Below are 14,885 nucleotides of genomic sequence, written 5' to 3'. Positions count from 1 at the left end.
TCCGCTCAGTCGACATGACATCTTTGCACCAAACCGCCGTCGCGGGCGCGAAAGCGTCCGACGAAACCGGCATCGCATCGAAACCGCCTGTCGGGCTGCTGTTCACGGCGCTCATGCTCGTGATGCTGCTCGGCGCGCTCGACCAGACCATCGTATCGACCGCGCTGCCGACCATCGTCGGCGATCTCGGCGGGCTCGAAAACCTCTCGTGGGTCGTCACGTCCTATTTGCTCAGCTCGACGATCGTCGTGCCGCTCTACGGCAAGTTCGGCGACCAGTTCGGCCGCAAGATCGTGCTTCAGGCGTCGATCCTGATCTTTCTCGCCGGATCCATTCTCTGCGGCGTCGCGCAGAACATGACGCAGCTGATCGCGCTGCGCGCGCTGCAAGGACTCGGCGGCGGCGGGCTCATGGTCATCACGATGGCCGCCATCGCCGACGTCATCCCGCCCGCCGAGCGCGGCCGCTTCCAGGGCCTGTTCGGTGGCGTGTACGGCGTCGCGACCGTCGTCGGCCCGCTGCTCGGCGGCTTTCTCGTCGAGCATCTTTCGTGGCGCTGGATCTTCTACATCAATCTGCCGCTCGGCCTGATCGCGCTCGCCGTGATCCAGCTCGTGTTCAAGCCGCATACCGCGCATGTGAATCATCGCGTCGACTATATGGGCGCGGGTTTTCTCGCCGCGGCGCTGACCTGCATCATCCTGTTCACGAGCGAAGGCGGCACGCTCTTGCCGTGGACCTCGCCGCAACTCTGGGGCACGCTGTTGCTCGGGCTCGTGTGCATCGGCGGCTTCATCTACGAGGAACGCCTCGCCGCCGAGCCGATCATGCCGCTCTCGCTCTTCAAGGAACGCACCTTCGTGCTGGCGGGGCTGATCGGCTTTATCGTCGGTTGCGCGCTGTTCGGCGCGGTCACGTTCCTGCCGCTCTATCTGCAGGTCGTGAAGGGCTCGACGCCATCGCAGGCCGGACTGCAAATCACGCCGATGATGGGCGGCGTGCTGCTGTCGTCGATCGTGAGCGGGCGCATCATCAGCAAGATCGGCAAGTATCGATTCTTCCCGATCATGGGCACGGCGCTCGTCTCCGCCGCGATGCTGCTGCTCTCGACGCTCAACCTAGACACGCCGCTCGCGCTCATGAACGTCTATATGGCGCTGCTCGGCCTCGGGCTCGGCATGGTGATGCAGGTGCTCGTGCTCGCGGTGCAGAACGTCGTCGAATTCCGGCTGATGGGCGTGGCGACCTCCAGCGCGACGCTCTTTCGCTCGATCGGCGGCTCGGTCGGCGTGGCGGCGTTCGGCGCGATCTTTTCAAATAGCCTGCGCTCGCGTCTCGAAACGCTGATGCCGCCCGGCACCGAGTTGCCGCAATCGCTCGGACCGCAGGCGGTCGCGCATCTGCCGCCGGCGTTGCACGACGACTACCTGCACGCGTTCGCGGGCTCGATGCACACGGTCTACCTCGTCGCCGCGTGCGTCGCGCTCATCGCGTTCGCGCTCTCGTGGTTCCTGAAAGACCATCCACTCAGGAAGCGCTGACACGAGGGAAGTCTCTAAAGCCGCGGCTATCGGGGCTTTTACTAGCCCCCGAACTATTTTGGCTTGGTAATCTTCTGCCGATTCTGAGCGGACGCGGTCCGCGGAATAACCATGCTCCGGCGTTCATCGACACGCCGGACGCCCGGATACGAGACCTTCCGGGCTGAACTGACCACCCTTTGGAGTTAAAACAGTGAAGAAACTGCTCGCGGCACTGACGATGTCCCTCCTCGCCGCCACGTCGCTCACGGCCGTCACGCCTGCGCTTGCGAAGGACTATTCGACGATCCGTTTCGGCGTCGACGCAAGCTATCCTCCGTTCGAATCGAAGGGTTCCGACGGCAAGCTGGTCGGGTTCGACATCGATCTCGGCAATGAAATCTGCTCGCGTCTGAAAGCGAAATGCGTGTGGGTCGAAAACGATTTCGACGGCATGATCCCCGCGCTCAAGGCGAAGAAGTTCGACGGCGTGCTCTCGTCGATGTCGATGACGCCGCAACGCGCCGAGCAGATCGCTTTCTCGAGCAAGCTCTTCAACACGCCGACTCGCCTCGTCGCGAAGAAAGGCAGCAACATCCTGCCGACGGCTGAAAGCCTGAAGGGCAAGAACGTCGGCGTCGAGCAAGGCACGATTCAGGAAACCTACGCCAAGACCTACTGGGCGCCGAAGGGCGTGACGGTTACGCCGTACCAGAACCAGGACCAGGTCTATGCCGACCTGACCTCGGGCCGCCTCGACGCAGCGCTGCAAGACGCCGTGCAGGCGGAAATCGGCTTTCTGAAGACGCCGCGCGGCGCGGGCTTCGACTTCGCCGGCAAGAACATCGACGATCCGAAGACGCTCGGCAACGGCGCGGGCATCGGTCTGCGCAAGGAAGACACCGACCTGAAGGCGAAGATCGACAAGGCGATCGCCGACATCATCAAGGACGGCACGTACAAGAAGATCGAGAAGAAGTACTTCGACTTCGACGTGTACGGCGGCTAAGCCTCACATTCAAGCCCGACCGGCTGACGAACGGGCTTCGCGCTCAAGGGCGCGGAGCCCGTTTTCCTTTTGGGCGCCCGGCGCGCCGATTTCGGCTAAGATCGAACGTCCTGTAGGACGCCGACGGACGGAGACACTGCGGCGCCCGGCAATTCCCAGAGGCAAGACCTGCGCATTCGCGTGCGCGCGACCAACATGCAAACCAGAACTCACCCCCTGATCTCGCCGACGCTCGGCACTTCCCGCAACATCACGAGTTTTCACTACGGCCCCGGCGGCGGCCAGAAGATCTATATCCAGTCCTCGCTGCACGCGGACGAACTGCCCGGCATGCTGGTCGCGTGGCGTCTGCGCCGCCAGCTCGCGGAATTCGAGGCGGCGGGCAAGCTGCGTGGCGAAGTGGTGATCGTGCCGGTGCCGAACCCGATCGGCCTCTCGCAGCATCTGCACGGCACGCTGATGGGCCGCTTCGAGTCCAACAGCGGCCACAATTTCAATCGAAATTTCTACGATCTCGCCGCGCTGATCGCGCCGCGCATCGAAGCGCGCCTCGGCAAGGACGCTGGCGCCAACACGCTCGCTGTGCGCGCCGCGATGAAGGAAGCCCTCGACGAGCAGACGCCGCACACGGAGCTCGAATCGCAACGCCTCGCGCTGCAGAAGCTGTCCTTCGACGCCGATGTCGTGCTCGACTTGCACTGCGATCTCGACGCCGCAATGCATCTCTACACCAACCCGGACATCTGGGACGAAGTGGAGCCGCTCGCGCGCTATCTCGATGCGAAGGCCTCGCTGCTCGCGCTGAATTCGGTCGGCAATCCGTTCGACGAAATCCACAGCTTTTGCTGGTCGGATCTGCGCCAGCGTTACGGCGAGCGTTTCCCGATCACGAACGGTGGCATCTCGGTGACGGTCGAGCTGCGCAGCGGGCACGATGTCTCGTACGCGTTCGCCGACAAGGACGCGCAGGCGATCGTCAACTACCTGATCCATCGCGGCGTGATCGACGCGCCCGTGCCGGAACTGCCGCCGCTCGAGCATCCCGCAACGCCGCTCGCGGGCGCCGAGCCGATCGTGGCGCCCGCGTCGGGCGTGCTTGTGTTCCGCGCGGACGTGGGCGCGTTCATCGAAGCGGGCCAGCCGATCGCCGATATCGTCGATCCGCTCACCGACACCGTCACCACGCTCAAATGCACGACCTCGGGCGTGATGTACGCACGGCATATCACGCGCTTCGCGACGGCCGGTCTCGAAGTGGCGCGCATCGCGGGCGCGAAGGCGTATCGCACGGGGTCGCTGCTCTCGGCGTAAGCGATCGCGTCAGAACGGCGCGAGACAGCATTGCGCGGCGACGATCTTCCACGCGCCGCCAATGTCTCCCCAGGTTCGCGTGTAGCGCAGGCTGCCCGCGAACGGCGCGCCCGCGAACGTTCCGGACAGCGCCACCCGCGTCACCGTGACGGCGAAGCCGCCGTACACGCGCACGCTCTGCTCTTCCACATCCAGCTTCTCGATGCGCTGCATGCCGTAGCGATGACCGTTGAGATCGTCGGCCTTGGTCCACACCTTGCCGGTCGCATCGACGAAGCTCAGGTCGTCGGCCAATAGCGCATCGAGCGCGTCCACGTCCGACGTCAACATCGCCTTCTTGAGGCGCTCCTCCAGTTCGCGGATTCCTTGCTCGTCCATGATTTCGCTCGCGTGTCATCGAACCGCAAGCATACCGTGCTCGTTCAGCGGTGTTGTACGCGCGACACACGGCAAGCCGTTTGAAAGCACTGTCATATTTCTTTCTTCGGCGATCGCTACATTTGCGCCCGTCGCAGCCACGCGCCATCAGAGCGCGACGCACCGCAGACACTGTCAGCAACCACACCGCGAACCATCTCTCGGAGCTTGTTTTGAAGAAGAATCTTTTGGCGACCGCCGCGCTCGCCGCATTTGCCGCCCTCGCCGCCACGTCCGCCCACGCGCAAAGCAGCGTGACCTTGTACGGCATCATCGACGCCGGCATCAGCTATGTGAACAACAGCTCCACCAGCCCGACGCGCGCCGGTGATTCCCTCGTGAAGTACGACGACGGCGTCGCGCAAGGCAGCCGTTGGGGCCTGAGAGGCGCCGAGGATCTCGGCGGCGGCCTGAAGGCGATCTTCACGTTGGAGAATGGCTTCAACAGCGGCACGGGCGTGCTCGGTCAGGGCGGCGCGGAATTCGGTCGTCAGGCCTACGTCGGTCTCGCGCAGAACAACGTCGGCTCGCTGACCCTGGGCCGTCAGTACAGCTTCAGCACCGACTACCTCGGCTCGAACTATTCGATCGGCGGCCAGACCGTCGCGGGCAACTACGCGTACCACATGAACGACTTCGACCAGCTGACGTCGAGCCGTATCAACAACGCGGTCAAGTTCTCGAGCGCGAACTTCTACGGCTTCACGTTCGGCGCGATGTACGGCTTCTCGAACACGGCCGGCGCGTTCGCGGGCACGCCCAACACGACGGTCGGCACCACGACGACCCAGGGTTCGTCGCGCGCCTACAGCTTCGGCCTGAACTACAAGGCCGGTCCGTTCGGCATCGGCGCGGCATACACGGACATCCGCTATCCGACGGCTTCGACGCCTGCATTCAGCTCGACGATCGCCAACATCAACACGACCGGCACGACCAACAACGCGAAGGACCTGCGCACGTTCGGCATCGGCGCGAACTACGCGTTCGGCGCGGCGACGGTCTTCGGCCTGTGGACGAACACGCGCTTCGAGCCGATCGTCGGTTCGAGCTCGCGTCTGAACGCGTTCGACATCGGCGGCAAGTACGCCTTCACGTCCGCGATGACGGCAGGCCTCGGCTACACCTACATGGACCTGTACGACAACTTCAAGGGCCACTGGCACCAGATCGACGCGAGCTTCGACTACGCGTTGAGCAAGCGCACCGACGTGTACGCGCTCGCGGTCTATCAGAAGGCGTCGGGCTCGAACAACGGCGTGGAGAATCAGGCGTCGATCGGCTCTTCGTCGTCGAGCTACTTCGGCACGTCGGGTCTGGGCGAGAACAACCAGCTCGCGTTCCGCGTCGGCATCCGCCACAAGTTCTAAGCTTCGGCTGCCGAGTCGTCGAGCAAGCAAAACAGCGGCCGAGGCCGCTGTTTTCACATCGAGACGCAGACTGCGTAGCGTCTTATTCCGTCGTTTCGAGCAACGGATAATCGGTATAGCCTTCCGCGCCGGGCGCGTAGAACGTCGACGAATTCCACTCGTTGAGACCGGCGTCGAGCTCGAAGCGGCGCACGAGATCCGCATTCGCGATGAACGGCTTGCCCCACGCGACCGCGTCCGCATCGCCGCGCGCGATGATCGCTTCGGCGCTTGACTTCGAGAAGCCTTCGTTGGCGATATACACGCCGCCGAATGCCTTCTTCAGTTGCGGCCCGAGGCTGTCCGCCGCTTCATGCTCGCGCGCCGCGATGAACGCGATCTTGCGGCGGCCGAGCTCACGCGCGACATGACCGAACGTGGCCGCGCGATCGCTGTCGCCCATCGTGTGCGAATCGGCGCGCGGCGCGAGATGCACGCCGACACGATCCGCGCCCCAGACATCGATACATTGATCGACGACTTCGAGCAGCAGACGAGCGCGATTCTCGATCGAACCGCCGTAAGCATCGGTGCGCTGGTTGGTGCTGTCCTGCAGGAACTGGTCGAGCAGATAGCCGTTCGCGCCGTGCACTTCGACGCCGTCGAAGCCCGCGCGCTTCGCATTTTCCGCGCCCTTGCGGAACGCCGCGACGACACCCGGGATTTCATCGAGTTCGAGCGCGCGCGGCGTCACGAACGGACGCTGCGGACGCACGAGGCTCACATGGCCGCCTGCCGCGATCGCGCTGGGCGCGACCGGCAGCTCGCCATTCAGGAACACGGGGTCGGAGACGCGGCCAACGTGCCACAGTTGCAGGAAGATCTTGCCGCCCGCGTCGTGTACGGCTTTCGTTACGAGCTTCCAGCCTTCGACCTGTTCGTCGGACCAGATGCCGGGCGTATCCGCATAGCCGACGCCTTGCGGCGTGACCGAAGTCGCCTCGCTCAGAATCAGACCGGCGGATGCGCGGTCGGCGTAGTACTGCGCCATCAGCGCGTTGGGCACGCGCTCGACGCCCGCGCGCTGACGCGTAAGCGGCGCCATGATGATGCGGTTCTTGAGCGTGAGTGCGCCAAGCTTGAGCGGATCGAAGAGTGTCGACATGAATTGGTGTCCTAATGAAATTGAAAGCAGACGTTCACCGTACGGCAAGCAGACTCAGAGATTCCCGATGGAATCGCGGAACGCCTGAATGACCGCTTCGTCGCGCTTGAAAAACACCCACTGTCCAACGCGCTTCGTGGTGACGAGTCCGGCTTTGTGCAAAGTCGCGAGATGCGCCGAAACGGTGGACTGCGACATACCGCAGCGCCCATCGATCTGGCCCGCGCAGACGCCGTGCGACAGCGGCAGTTCCTGTGCAGGAAAATGCCGCTCCGGCTCCTTCAGCCACTCGAGAATCTCACGGCGAAGGGGGTTGGCGAGGGCCTTGTGAATTGCGTCGATGTCCATTTCGTTGCTCGTGCGTCTGACGAATGGCAAGCACAGGCTTTCCGAATCGTCTTGTTGCGAAGTATATATCGTAATTTTCCGATATGCAAATCGCTGAGCATCTGCCAGTGCCAAAGATTGTCCAAAGTCGCCCGTCGCGCTTTCAGCAATCTGCCGCCGATACACCCGGTCTGGTACGCTCCCCGGTTCCATCGGCTGCAAAAAACACGAAATACTTATGGATACTCCTTTCAACGAACGTGGCGTCACGCTCTCGCGCGCCGGCCTGTCGGCGTCGGGGCAGATGATTCCGCTGCGCGATCTGCGCACGGCGCGCGTCGTGAAGATCCCGCGTCAGAAGCCGCTGCCCGTCATCATCGCGGTGATTGGGCTCGTCGCGCTCGTCGCGGGTATCGTCACCGGCTCTGGCCCGGCGCTCGTGCTCGGCGTGATGACCATCGTGGTGGGTTATCTCACGTGGATCACGCAGGACGTGATCTTTCAGCTGATGGTCGCGACGCCCGACGGCGAGCGCGAAGTGCTCATCACGAAGGATCAGGAATTCGCGGACAAAGTGGCGACGCTCGTCGGCGAAGCTGTCGCGAAACATGCGGCGAGCGCGGCCGCCAAACCGCAAGCGTGAATTTGATGCGGCGTTTATACGGCGGCGCGTTTCTTTAGCCCGGTCTTTAGGCACGCGGCGCTAGAGTTCAAGCGTTGCCACTACGAGCCGTCGCCGGACGGCTTACATCGATGGACCTCCGCACCTCCTCCGATTCGACCACCCTTGCCCATACGCTCAGCGGCGGCTCGCCGCGCCGCCGTGAAACGCGACACTGCGTCGCGTTCGATCTGACCGTTCCGGGCCTCGACTCGTCACCCGCGCGCGAAGTGCTCGCGTATGCGTTCGGCGCGCTCGCGCAGGCGTACGTCGTCGAGACGAGCCGCCTCCACGACTGCACGACGCTCTATGTCGAGACCGACAGCGAAGACATCAACGACGTCATCGGCACCCTCACCGCGCATTTCCCCAACGCGACGCTCGGCCGCGTGATCCGTGTCACGCGGCACTGAACGCGTTCGTCAGGTCACCTGTAGCGGCTCGACGTGCCAGATATCGCGCGCATACTCCGCGATCGTGCGATCCGACGAGAAGATGCCCATGCCCGCGACATTCTCGATCGCGCTCTTCGTCCAGGCGTCCTTGTCGCGGAACTTGAGATCGACTTCGGTCTGCGTCTTGTCGAAGCTGTCGAAGTCGGCGAGCACCATGTAGTGATCGCCCCAGTCCACGAGCGTGTGGAAGATATCGTAGAAGCGATGTGGCTCTTCCGGCGAGAAATGCCCGAGGCGGATCTGGTCGAGCGCGAGTTTCAGTTCCGCGTTCTCCTCGTAAATTTGCCGCGGCCGATAACCCGCCGCGCGCAAAGACTCGATCTCATCGGTCGTGTTGCCGAAGATGAAGATGTTCTCGCGCCCGACCGCATCGCAGATTTCGATGTTCGCGCCATCGAGCGTGCCGATGGTCAGCGCGCCGTTCAACGCGAGCTTCATGTTACCGGTACCTGAAGCCTCGGTGCCGGCCATCGAAATCTGCTCGGACAGATCGGCCGCCGGAATGATGAGCTCGGCCACGCTCACGCCGTAGTTCGGAATGAAGCCGACCTTCAGCCGGTCGCCGATGAGCGGGTCCGCGTTGATCCGCTTCGCGACATCGTTGATGAGCTTGATGATGTTCTTCGCCATCTTGTACGCGGAAGCCGCCTTGCCCGCGAACATCACGACGCGCGGCGTCCAGTCCTGCTCCGGATTCTCGCGGATGCGGTTGTAGCGCACGATCACGTACAGGATGTTGAGCAGTTGCCGCTTGTACTCGTGGATGCGCTTCACCTGCAGGTCGAACAACGCTTCCGGATTGATGATCGCGTTGGCGTCGCGTTTGGCGCGTTCCACCAGACGCAGCTTGCTCGCGAACTTCGCGTCGTGAAAGGCCTTGCAGAACTCGGGATCGTCGCGCCATTCGCGCAGACGGCCGAGCTCGAAGAGATCGGTGCGCCAGCGCGGTCCGAGCCGCTTGTCGATGAGCGCGGACAGCGACGGACTCGCCTGCGCGAGCCAGCGTCGCGGCGTGACGCCGTTGGTCACGTTGGTGAAGCGCTCGGGATACATGCGCGCGAAATCGGAGAAGATGTTCTGCACCATCAGTTGCGAGTGCAGCTTCGATACGCCGTTCACCTTGTGGCTCGCGACGATCGCGAGATGCGCCATGCGCACGCGCCGCTGACCGTATTCGTCGACGAGCGAGATACGGCGGATCAGTTCGACATCGCGCCCGAACTTTTCGGTGACCTGCTTGAGGAACTGCGCGTTGATCTCGAAGATGATCTCCAGATGCCGCGGCAACAGACGCGCGAGCATCTCGACGTCCCACGTTTCGAGCGCTTCGGGCATCAGCGTGTGGTTCGTGTAGGAGAACATCTGCTGGATGAGCTTCCACGCCTTGTCCCACGGCAGATGATGCCTGTCGACGAGAAGACGCATCAGTTCCGGAATCGCGAGCACCGGGTGCGTGTCGTTCAGATGCACCGCGACCTTTTCCGCGAGCCGCCCGAAATGCGTGTGCGTGCGCTGATAGCGGCGAATCAGATCCTGCATCGTCGCGGAGACGAAGAAGTATTCCTGACGCAGACGCAGTTCGCGGCCGGCCTGCGTCGAGTCGTCCGGATACAGCAGCCGCGACACGTGCTCGGACGTGTTCTTCGCCTCCACCGCGCGGCGATAGTCGCCCTGATTGAACGCGGACAGGTCGAACTCGTCGGTCGCGCGGGCGGACCACAGACGCAGCGTATTCGTTGCCGTCGTCGCGAAGCCGGGGATGACCGTGTCGTAGGCCATCGCGTTGACGTGCTCGGTGTCGATCCAGTCGGTGCGATCTTCGTGCTGCACGGTGCGGCCGCCGAAATGCACGGTGTACACGACCTCGGGCCGCGGAAACTCCCACGGATTGCCCGCGCGCAGCCAGTAATCGGGCATCTCGACCTGATTGCCGTCGACGATCGTCTGCCGGAACATCCCGTATTCGTAACGGATGCCGTAGCCGAAGCCGGGCACGCCGACGGTCGCCATCGAATCGAGGAAGCAGGCCGCGAGGCGACCGAGGCCGCCATTGCCGAGCGCGGCGTCCGGCTCCAGGTCTTCGAGCGTCGCGAGATCGACGCCGAGACCGGCCAGCGCGTCGCGCACCTCGTCATAGATGCCGAGCGCGAGCAGCGCATTGCTGAAAGTTCTGCCGATGAGAAACTCCATCGACAGGTAGTAGACGCGTTTCACGTCCTGCTCGTACTGCAGCCGCGTGGTGCGCATCCAGCGTGCGACGAGACGATCGCGCACCGCCAGTTCGGCGGCATGGAGCCAGTCGCGCGGCTGCGCGGTGACTGCATCTTTGCCGACGCCGTACATCAGGCGGTTCGAGATGGAGCGCCTGAGCGCATCGACAGTGCTGTTGAGCTGGTCGAATTCCAGGTCGACGGATGTCATCGGAACCTCCGGTTTTTGCGACATATGCAACGACCGCGAAAGCATGACGGGAGTTCACACCGGTTGCCCCATATTGGCGCGCTGATCCGGTCAAGCGGGTGCGGACGTGCCTGAACGTGCAGGTTACGCCAGTTTTATTTATTTTGGTATGACACGCCGAAACCGGGACGAGGCCCGCGGATTGCTTCCGGCAACCGCACGGGCCTGTCGAGAGGACGAAATTTGATTCGGATTCCGTATGATATGGATCCGGTCAGCGGCGCGGCGCGCGGGCCGCGATCAGCAGAAGCGCCGCGAGCGAGACCGCCAGCAGAATCAGCGAGAGCGCCGACGCCGGCAGATAGTAGCCGCGATTGACCTGCCCCACGACGACGATCGGCACCGTCGCGAAACCGGGCGGATAGACGGTCAGCGTCGCGCCCAGCTCGCCGAGCGAAAGCGCGAAGCCGAGCGCGAGGCTCGCGCGGATCGCGGGCACGAGTTGCGGCAATACCACGCGCACGAGCACCATCCGCGGCGGCGCGCCGAGACTCGCGGCGGCTTCGCGGAGGACCGTGAGCTCGGGACGCAGCGCGGCGGCAGCGCAGCGATAGCAGAACGGCAGCACGAGCGCGAGCTGCACCAGCACGACGATCGCGGCCGATCCGGACAGATCGAGCGGACGCTTGTGATACGCGATCAACACGGCGAGCCCGAGCACGACGCTCGGCACGCCGCTGCCCATCATCGCGACGGCATCGACGAGCGCGCCGAGACCGCGCCGGTCGCGCCCTTCCAGCGCGAGCGCGAGCCACAAACCGAGCGCCGTACCGATGAACGCGACGCCGAGACCGACTTCGAGGCTCGTGGTCACCGCATCGAGATCGCTCGATGAAAGCCGCGCGAACCAGCGCGTGCTGAAGCCATCCGGCAGGATCGTTCCCGACCAGTGCGAGGCGACGCTCGACAAGGCGACGACGACCACCGGCAGCACGAACAGCCAGAAGCACAAGAGCGCGACGAAGCCCGTGAACGCGAAGCGCAGGAACGCGCCGGGCGTGAATCGCGGCGAAACCGAAAGCTGCATGTCAGCGGACTCCCGCGCGTCGGTTGACGCGCCTGTATAGCGCATAGAGCGACAGCGACATCAGCAGCATCACGACCGAGCCGGCGGCCGCGGTGGGCAGATCGAGATCGACGGTCGCTGCGCTATAGATCGCGATCGGCAAGGTGATCAGATGCGCGCTGCCGAGCACGAGCAGGATGCCGAATTCGTTTAGCGTGAGCAGGAAGCAGAGGATCGTGCCCGCGGCGATGCCCGGCCACGCGAGCGGCAGCACGACCTTCGTCGCGACCATCCAGCCATCGGCGCCGAGACTTTTCGCTGCTTCGACGAGCCGCATGTCGAGCGTCGCATACGATGCAAGCGTCGGCCGGACGACGAACGGCGCATAGAACACGACTTCCGCGAGAATCACGCCGCCGATGCCGAAGAGGAAATCGAGCGGCGTCGCGTCGAGCGAAAAGATCCGCTGCAAGCCGATGCTGACGGACCCTTGCGAGCCGTAGAGAAAGATCAGCGTGAACGCGACCAGAAACGACGGAAACGCGACGAACAATTCAAGAAAACGCGTGAGCAGACGCGCGCCCGCGAACGGCCTGAAGAACAACATCGACGCGATGGCGACGCCGAGCAACGAAGCGATGCTCGCGCTCGCGACGAGAATGCCGAGCGTCGTGCCGATCATGCCGCGCGTTTCCGGATTGCCGAAGAACGCGGTGTACGCATGCAGCGTGAAACCGTTCGCGCCGGTCACGCTGAGCATCACGAGCCGCGCGAGCGGATAGACGACGAGCGGCCCGAGCACGAACACGAGTATGAAGAGCAGATGCCATTGCCCTTTGCGCTCGCGGCGCTTCGCTTCTTCGGCATGGGCGGCGAATTGCGCGGAGAGATCCGCGTCGCTGATGCCGCCTTCGTTGCGCGCGACGCTGTCAGGAACGAACAAGGACGACATCGTCAGCCTCGAAGCGAAGGGACACGCGCGTGCCCTTATCGGGCATGCGCGAATGGCCGCGTTGCGTCGTCACGAGCACGGGCTCGTCGGGCGACGCATCGAGCGCGACGGTAATGGAAAGCGCCGCGCCATACCATTCGACGGACGCGATGGTGCCGTGCAACGGACCTTCGCCCAGCGGCACGATCGTGAAGCGCTCGGGACGGATGCACGCGAGACGTTCGCGCTCTTCATGCCGCGCATCGCCGACGGGATACACCACGCGCGGCGGCAACAGATTCGCCGCGCCGAGATAGCGCGCGACGAAGGCATCGTTGGGCGCGTCGTACAACTCGCGCGGCGCGCCGAGTTGCGCGATGCGGCCATCGCGCATCAGGAGCGTGCGATCGGAGAGCACGAGCGCATCGTCCTGATCGTGCGTCACGCAGACGATCGTCAGATTTGGCAAGCGCTCATGCAACGCCTTCAACTCGCTGCGCACCGACGCGCGCAGGTTCGCATCGAGTGCGGAGAGCGGTTCGTCGAGCAGCAGCACATCCGGTTCGATGACGAGCGCACGCGCCAGCGCGACGCGCTGCTGCATGCCGCCGGAAAGCTGCGCGGGCATGACATGACCGGCATCGGAAAGCTGCACGAGCTTGAGCGCATCGGCGACGCGCCTCGCGACCTCGCCCGCCTTCAGCTTGCGCGCGCGCAGCCCGAACGCGACGTTGTCGAACACGGACAGATGCGGAAAGAGCGCATAGCTCTGGAACAGCAGCCCGAGATTGCGCTGATGCGGTAGCACGTGCGTGAGATCGCGGCCCGCTACGGTGAGCGTGCCCGCGAGCGCATCGGCCTTCACGAAGCCCGCGATGAAGCGCAGCAGCGTGGTCTTGCCGCAGCCGCTTCGGCCGAGCACGGTGAGAAATTCGCCGCGACCGATGCGAAGCGAGAGATCGTCGAGCACGGTGCGCGTACCGAAGCGCACCGTCAGACGATCGATATGCACGCCCGGCGTCGAGTGGACGCCGTGCGCTTCTTTGGGAAGGGCGCTCACGTTACGACTTCGGCTTGACGACGTCGGTCTGCTTGCCCGTGTTGCCGATGACTTCGGTCTTCCAGCGCTCGGTCCAGCCCGCCTTCTTCTGCATGACTTCGTTCCAGTCGACGGGAATCAGCTTCACGCCGGAGATCGCCTGCTTGACGGCTTCGCCGTTCTTGCCGGCCAGCGGCACATCGGTGCGGCCCGGAATGCCGTAGATATCGGGCACTTTCGACTGCACGTCCGACGACATCAGATAGTCGATCAGTTTCTTGCCCGCAGCCTGATTCGGACCGCTCTTGATGAGGCCGATCGCATAGGGCAACTGGAACGTGGTCGGCGCTTCGCCTGCCTTGTGCGACAGGAAGAGCGGCTTGATCGAGAGACCGCCGTTCGCGGCATCGTCGAGGTCCATTTGCAGATCGCCGTTGGCGAACGCGATCTCGTTACGCGAGAGCAGCACGTCGAGATAGCCGGTGCCCTTCGTATGGAACTTGGCGCTTTGTTCGAGCGACTTGAGGTAGTCGAACGCCTTGTCCTCGCCCATCAGCGCCGAGGTCAGGATGATGACGGCCATGCCGTCGCCCGCCGTCGCCGGATTCGAATACGCGATCTTGCCGGAGTAGTTCGGATGCAACAGATCGGCGAAGGTCTTCGGCGCGGTCTTCGTGACTTCCGGATTGATCGCGAACGAGAAGTAGTTGTTGACGAACGTGGCCCATGCGCCGTCCTGCGCCTTGGCGATGGCGGGCACGTTCTTGTAGTTCACGCTCTGATAGGGTTGCAGCAGGCCGCCTTGCTGCGCCTGCTGGATGAACGGCGGCAGCGTGACGAGCACGTCGGCCTTGGGCGAATCCTTCTCGACGGTCGCGCGATTCACCACTTCACCGCTGCCCGCCGTGACGATGTTGACCTTCACGCCTTCCTTCTTTTCGAATGCGGGAAGCACGTCCTTGTAGAGATTCTCGAGGCCGTCGGCGGTGTACAGGACGACAGCGTCGGCGGCGTGGACGGGCATCGCGGCAAACAGGGTGAAGGCGGCGGCGAACGCCGGCAGCACGGTGCGCGCGAAGCGGAAATCGCGGGTCATTTTTGGGTGTCTCTTGTAGAGGTGATGGATGGGCGGGGTGACCTTCAACCCCCAAGCATTGCAGAGGTCTGTGACATCGATGTGAAGGGGCTTTTTTTGCTGGGCTTTCGGGGAATCCTGTTTTCGTGGTGGTTTATTG

Annotated in this window: 14 protein-coding genes; 6 read left to right on the top strand and 8 right to left on the bottom strand. The window is 63.7% G+C overall.

The window, feature by feature from the left end:
* The first annotated feature begins 14 nt into the window (after positions 1 to 14).
* The 3 genes from PQR08_RS03830 to PQR08_RS03820 all read left to right on the top strand — a co-directional run bounded on the left by PQR08_RS03830 (position 15) and on the right by PQR08_RS03820 (position 3,840).
* Positions 15 to 1,541: an MDR family MFS transporter gene (locus tag PQR08_RS03830; RefSeq protein WP_250484452.1), complete on the top strand. Its 1,527-nt coding sequence runs from the start codon at positions 15 to 17 to the stop codon at positions 1,539 to 1,541.
* Positions 1,542 to 1,734: 193 nt separating this feature from the next.
* Complete coding sequence (locus PQR08_RS03825; RefSeq protein ID WP_238217365.1) at positions 1,735 to 2,529, top strand: ABC transporter substrate-binding protein; 795 nt, start codon at positions 1,735 to 1,737, stop codon at positions 2,527 to 2,529.
* A 195-nt stretch (positions 2,530 to 2,724) separates the two neighbouring features.
* Positions 2,725 to 3,840, top strand: coding sequence for a succinylglutamate desuccinylase/aspartoacylase family protein (locus tag PQR08_RS03820; RefSeq protein WP_238292693.1), 1,116 nt, complete (start codon positions 2,725 to 2,727; stop codon positions 3,838 to 3,840).
* 9 nt (positions 3,841 to 3,849) lie between these two features.
* Here the strand turns inward: PQR08_RS03820 and PQR08_RS03815 are convergent, their stop codons facing one another.
* Positions 3,850 to 4,218: a nuclear transport factor 2 family protein gene (locus PQR08_RS03815; protein WP_250484451.1), complete on the bottom strand. Its 369-nt coding sequence runs from the start codon at positions 4,216 to 4,218 to the stop codon at positions 3,850 to 3,852.
* A 212-nt stretch (positions 4,219 to 4,430) separates the two neighbouring features.
* On the opposite strand from PQR08_RS03815, the gene PQR08_RS03810 reads away from it, so the two are divergent.
* Positions 4,431 to 5,627, top strand: coding sequence for a porin (locus PQR08_RS03810; RefSeq protein ID WP_187605143.1), 1,197 nt, complete (start codon positions 4,431 to 4,433; stop codon positions 5,625 to 5,627).
* 82 nt (positions 5,628 to 5,709) lie between these two features.
* Here the strand turns inward: PQR08_RS03810 and PQR08_RS03805 are convergent, their stop codons facing one another.
* Both PQR08_RS03805 and PQR08_RS03800 read right to left on the bottom strand, forming a co-directional pair.
* Positions 5,710 to 6,771, bottom strand: coding sequence for an alkene reductase (locus PQR08_RS03805; protein WP_250484450.1), 1,062 nt, complete (start codon positions 6,769 to 6,771; stop codon positions 5,710 to 5,712).
* A 54-nt stretch (positions 6,772 to 6,825) separates the two neighbouring features.
* Positions 6,826 to 7,119, bottom strand: a complete 294-nt coding sequence (locus PQR08_RS03800) for an ArsR/SmtB family transcription factor (RefSeq protein ID WP_035501416.1) — start codon at positions 7,117 to 7,119, stop codon at positions 6,826 to 6,828.
* Between the two features lie 217 nt (positions 7,120 to 7,336).
* Here PQR08_RS03800 and PQR08_RS03795 point away from each other — a divergent pair, with 217 nt between their 5' ends.
* Positions 7,337 to 7,741: a DUF6232 family protein gene (locus PQR08_RS03795; protein ID WP_187605145.1), complete on the top strand. Its 405-nt coding sequence runs from the start codon at positions 7,337 to 7,339 to the stop codon at positions 7,739 to 7,741.
* A 110-nt stretch (positions 7,742 to 7,851) separates the two neighbouring features.
* Entirely contained in the window at positions 7,852 to 8,172 is a 321-nt protein-coding gene (locus PQR08_RS03790; RefSeq protein ID WP_250484449.1) for a hypothetical protein, read from the top strand.
* Positions 8,173 to 8,181: 9 nt separating this feature from the next.
* Here the strand turns inward: PQR08_RS03790 and PQR08_RS03785 are convergent, their stop codons facing one another.
* The 5 genes from PQR08_RS03785 to phnS form a co-directional block, all read right to left on the bottom strand.
* The gene (locus tag PQR08_RS03785) at positions 8,182 to 10,635 is read right to left on the bottom strand and encodes a glycogen/starch/alpha-glucan phosphorylase (protein ID WP_035501602.1); all 2,454 of its coding nucleotides are present in this window, start codon (positions 10,633 to 10,635) and stop codon (positions 8,182 to 8,184) included.
* 253 nt (positions 10,636 to 10,888) lie between these two features.
* A complete protein-coding gene (phnV, locus tag PQR08_RS03780) occupies positions 10,889 to 11,701 on the bottom strand; it encodes a 2-aminoethylphosphonate ABC transport system, membrane component PhnV (RefSeq protein ID WP_250484448.1) in 813 nt (270 codons plus the stop codon).
* Position 11,702: 1 nt separating this feature from the next.
* Positions 11,703 to 12,632, bottom strand: coding sequence for a 2-aminoethylphosphonate ABC transporter permease subunit (gene phnU, locus PQR08_RS03775; RefSeq protein WP_238217354.1), 930 nt, complete (start codon positions 12,630 to 12,632; stop codon positions 11,703 to 11,705).
* The gene (gene phnT / locus PQR08_RS03770; RefSeq protein WP_250484447.1) at positions 12,610 to 13,671 is read right to left on the bottom strand and encodes a 2-aminoethylphosphonate ABC transport system ATP-binding subunit PhnT; all 1,062 of its coding nucleotides are present in this window, start codon (positions 13,669 to 13,671) and stop codon (positions 12,610 to 12,612) included. The genes phnU and phnT overlap by 23 nt, the downstream gene beginning before the upstream one ends.
* A 1-nt stretch (position 13,672) precedes the next feature.
* On the bottom strand, positions 13,673 to 14,746 hold the full coding sequence (gene phnS, locus PQR08_RS03765) for a 2-aminoethylphosphonate ABC transporter substrate-binding protein (RefSeq protein ID WP_238292709.1): 1,074 nt from the start codon (positions 14,744 to 14,746) through the stop codon (positions 13,673 to 13,675).
* Between the last annotated feature and the right edge of the window lie 139 nt (positions 14,747 to 14,885).

Origin of the sequence: Caballeronia jiangsuensis, from assembly GCF_046030135.1 — a bacterium.
GTDB lineage: Bacteria > Pseudomonadota > Gammaproteobacteria > Burkholderiales > Burkholderiaceae > Caballeronia > Caballeronia jiangsuensis.
Note: the sequence above shows the minus strand (reverse complement) of the source record. Positions and strands in the feature narration are given on the sequence as shown.

Excerpts from the sequence above, each read along its gene's own strand:
- PQR08_RS03830 (WP_250484452.1), top strand. The coding sequence starts at position 15 with ATGACATCTTTGCACCAAACCGCCGTCGCGGGCGCGAAAGCGTCCGAC.
- PQR08_RS03820 (WP_238292693.1), top strand. The coding sequence starts at position 2,725 with ATGCAAACCAGAACTCACCCCCTGATCTCGCCGACGCTCGGCACTTCC.
- PQR08_RS03815 (WP_250484451.1), bottom strand. The coding sequence starts at position 4,218 with ATGGACGAGCAAGGAATCCGCGAACTGGAGGAGCGCCTCAAGAAGGCG.
- PQR08_RS03805 (WP_250484450.1), bottom strand. The coding sequence starts at position 6,771 with ATGTCGACACTCTTCGATCCGCTCAAGCTTGGCGCACTCACGCTCAAG.
- PQR08_RS03800 (WP_035501416.1), bottom strand. The coding sequence starts at position 7,119 with ATGGACATCGACGCAATTCACAAGGCCCTCGCCAACCCCCTTCGCCGT.
- PQR08_RS03795 (WP_187605145.1), top strand. The coding sequence starts at position 7,337 with ATGGATACTCCTTTCAACGAACGTGGCGTCACGCTCTCGCGCGCCGGC.
- PQR08_RS03790 (WP_250484449.1), top strand. The coding sequence starts at position 7,852 with ATGGACCTCCGCACCTCCTCCGATTCGACCACCCTTGCCCATACGCTC.
- PQR08_RS03785 (WP_035501602.1), bottom strand. The coding sequence starts at position 10,635 with ATGACATCCGTCGACCTGGAATTCGACCAGCTCAACAGCACTGTCGAT.
- phnV (WP_250484448.1), bottom strand. The coding sequence starts at position 11,701 with ATGCAGCTTTCGGTTTCGCCGCGATTCACGCCCGGCGCGTTCCTGCGC.
- phnU (WP_238217354.1), bottom strand. The coding sequence starts at position 12,632 with ATGTCGTCCTTGTTCGTTCCTGACAGCGTCGCGCGCAACGAAGGCGGC.
- phnS (WP_238292709.1), bottom strand. The coding sequence starts at position 14,746 with ATGACCCGCGATTTCCGCTTCGCGCGCACCGTGCTGCCGGCGTTCGCC.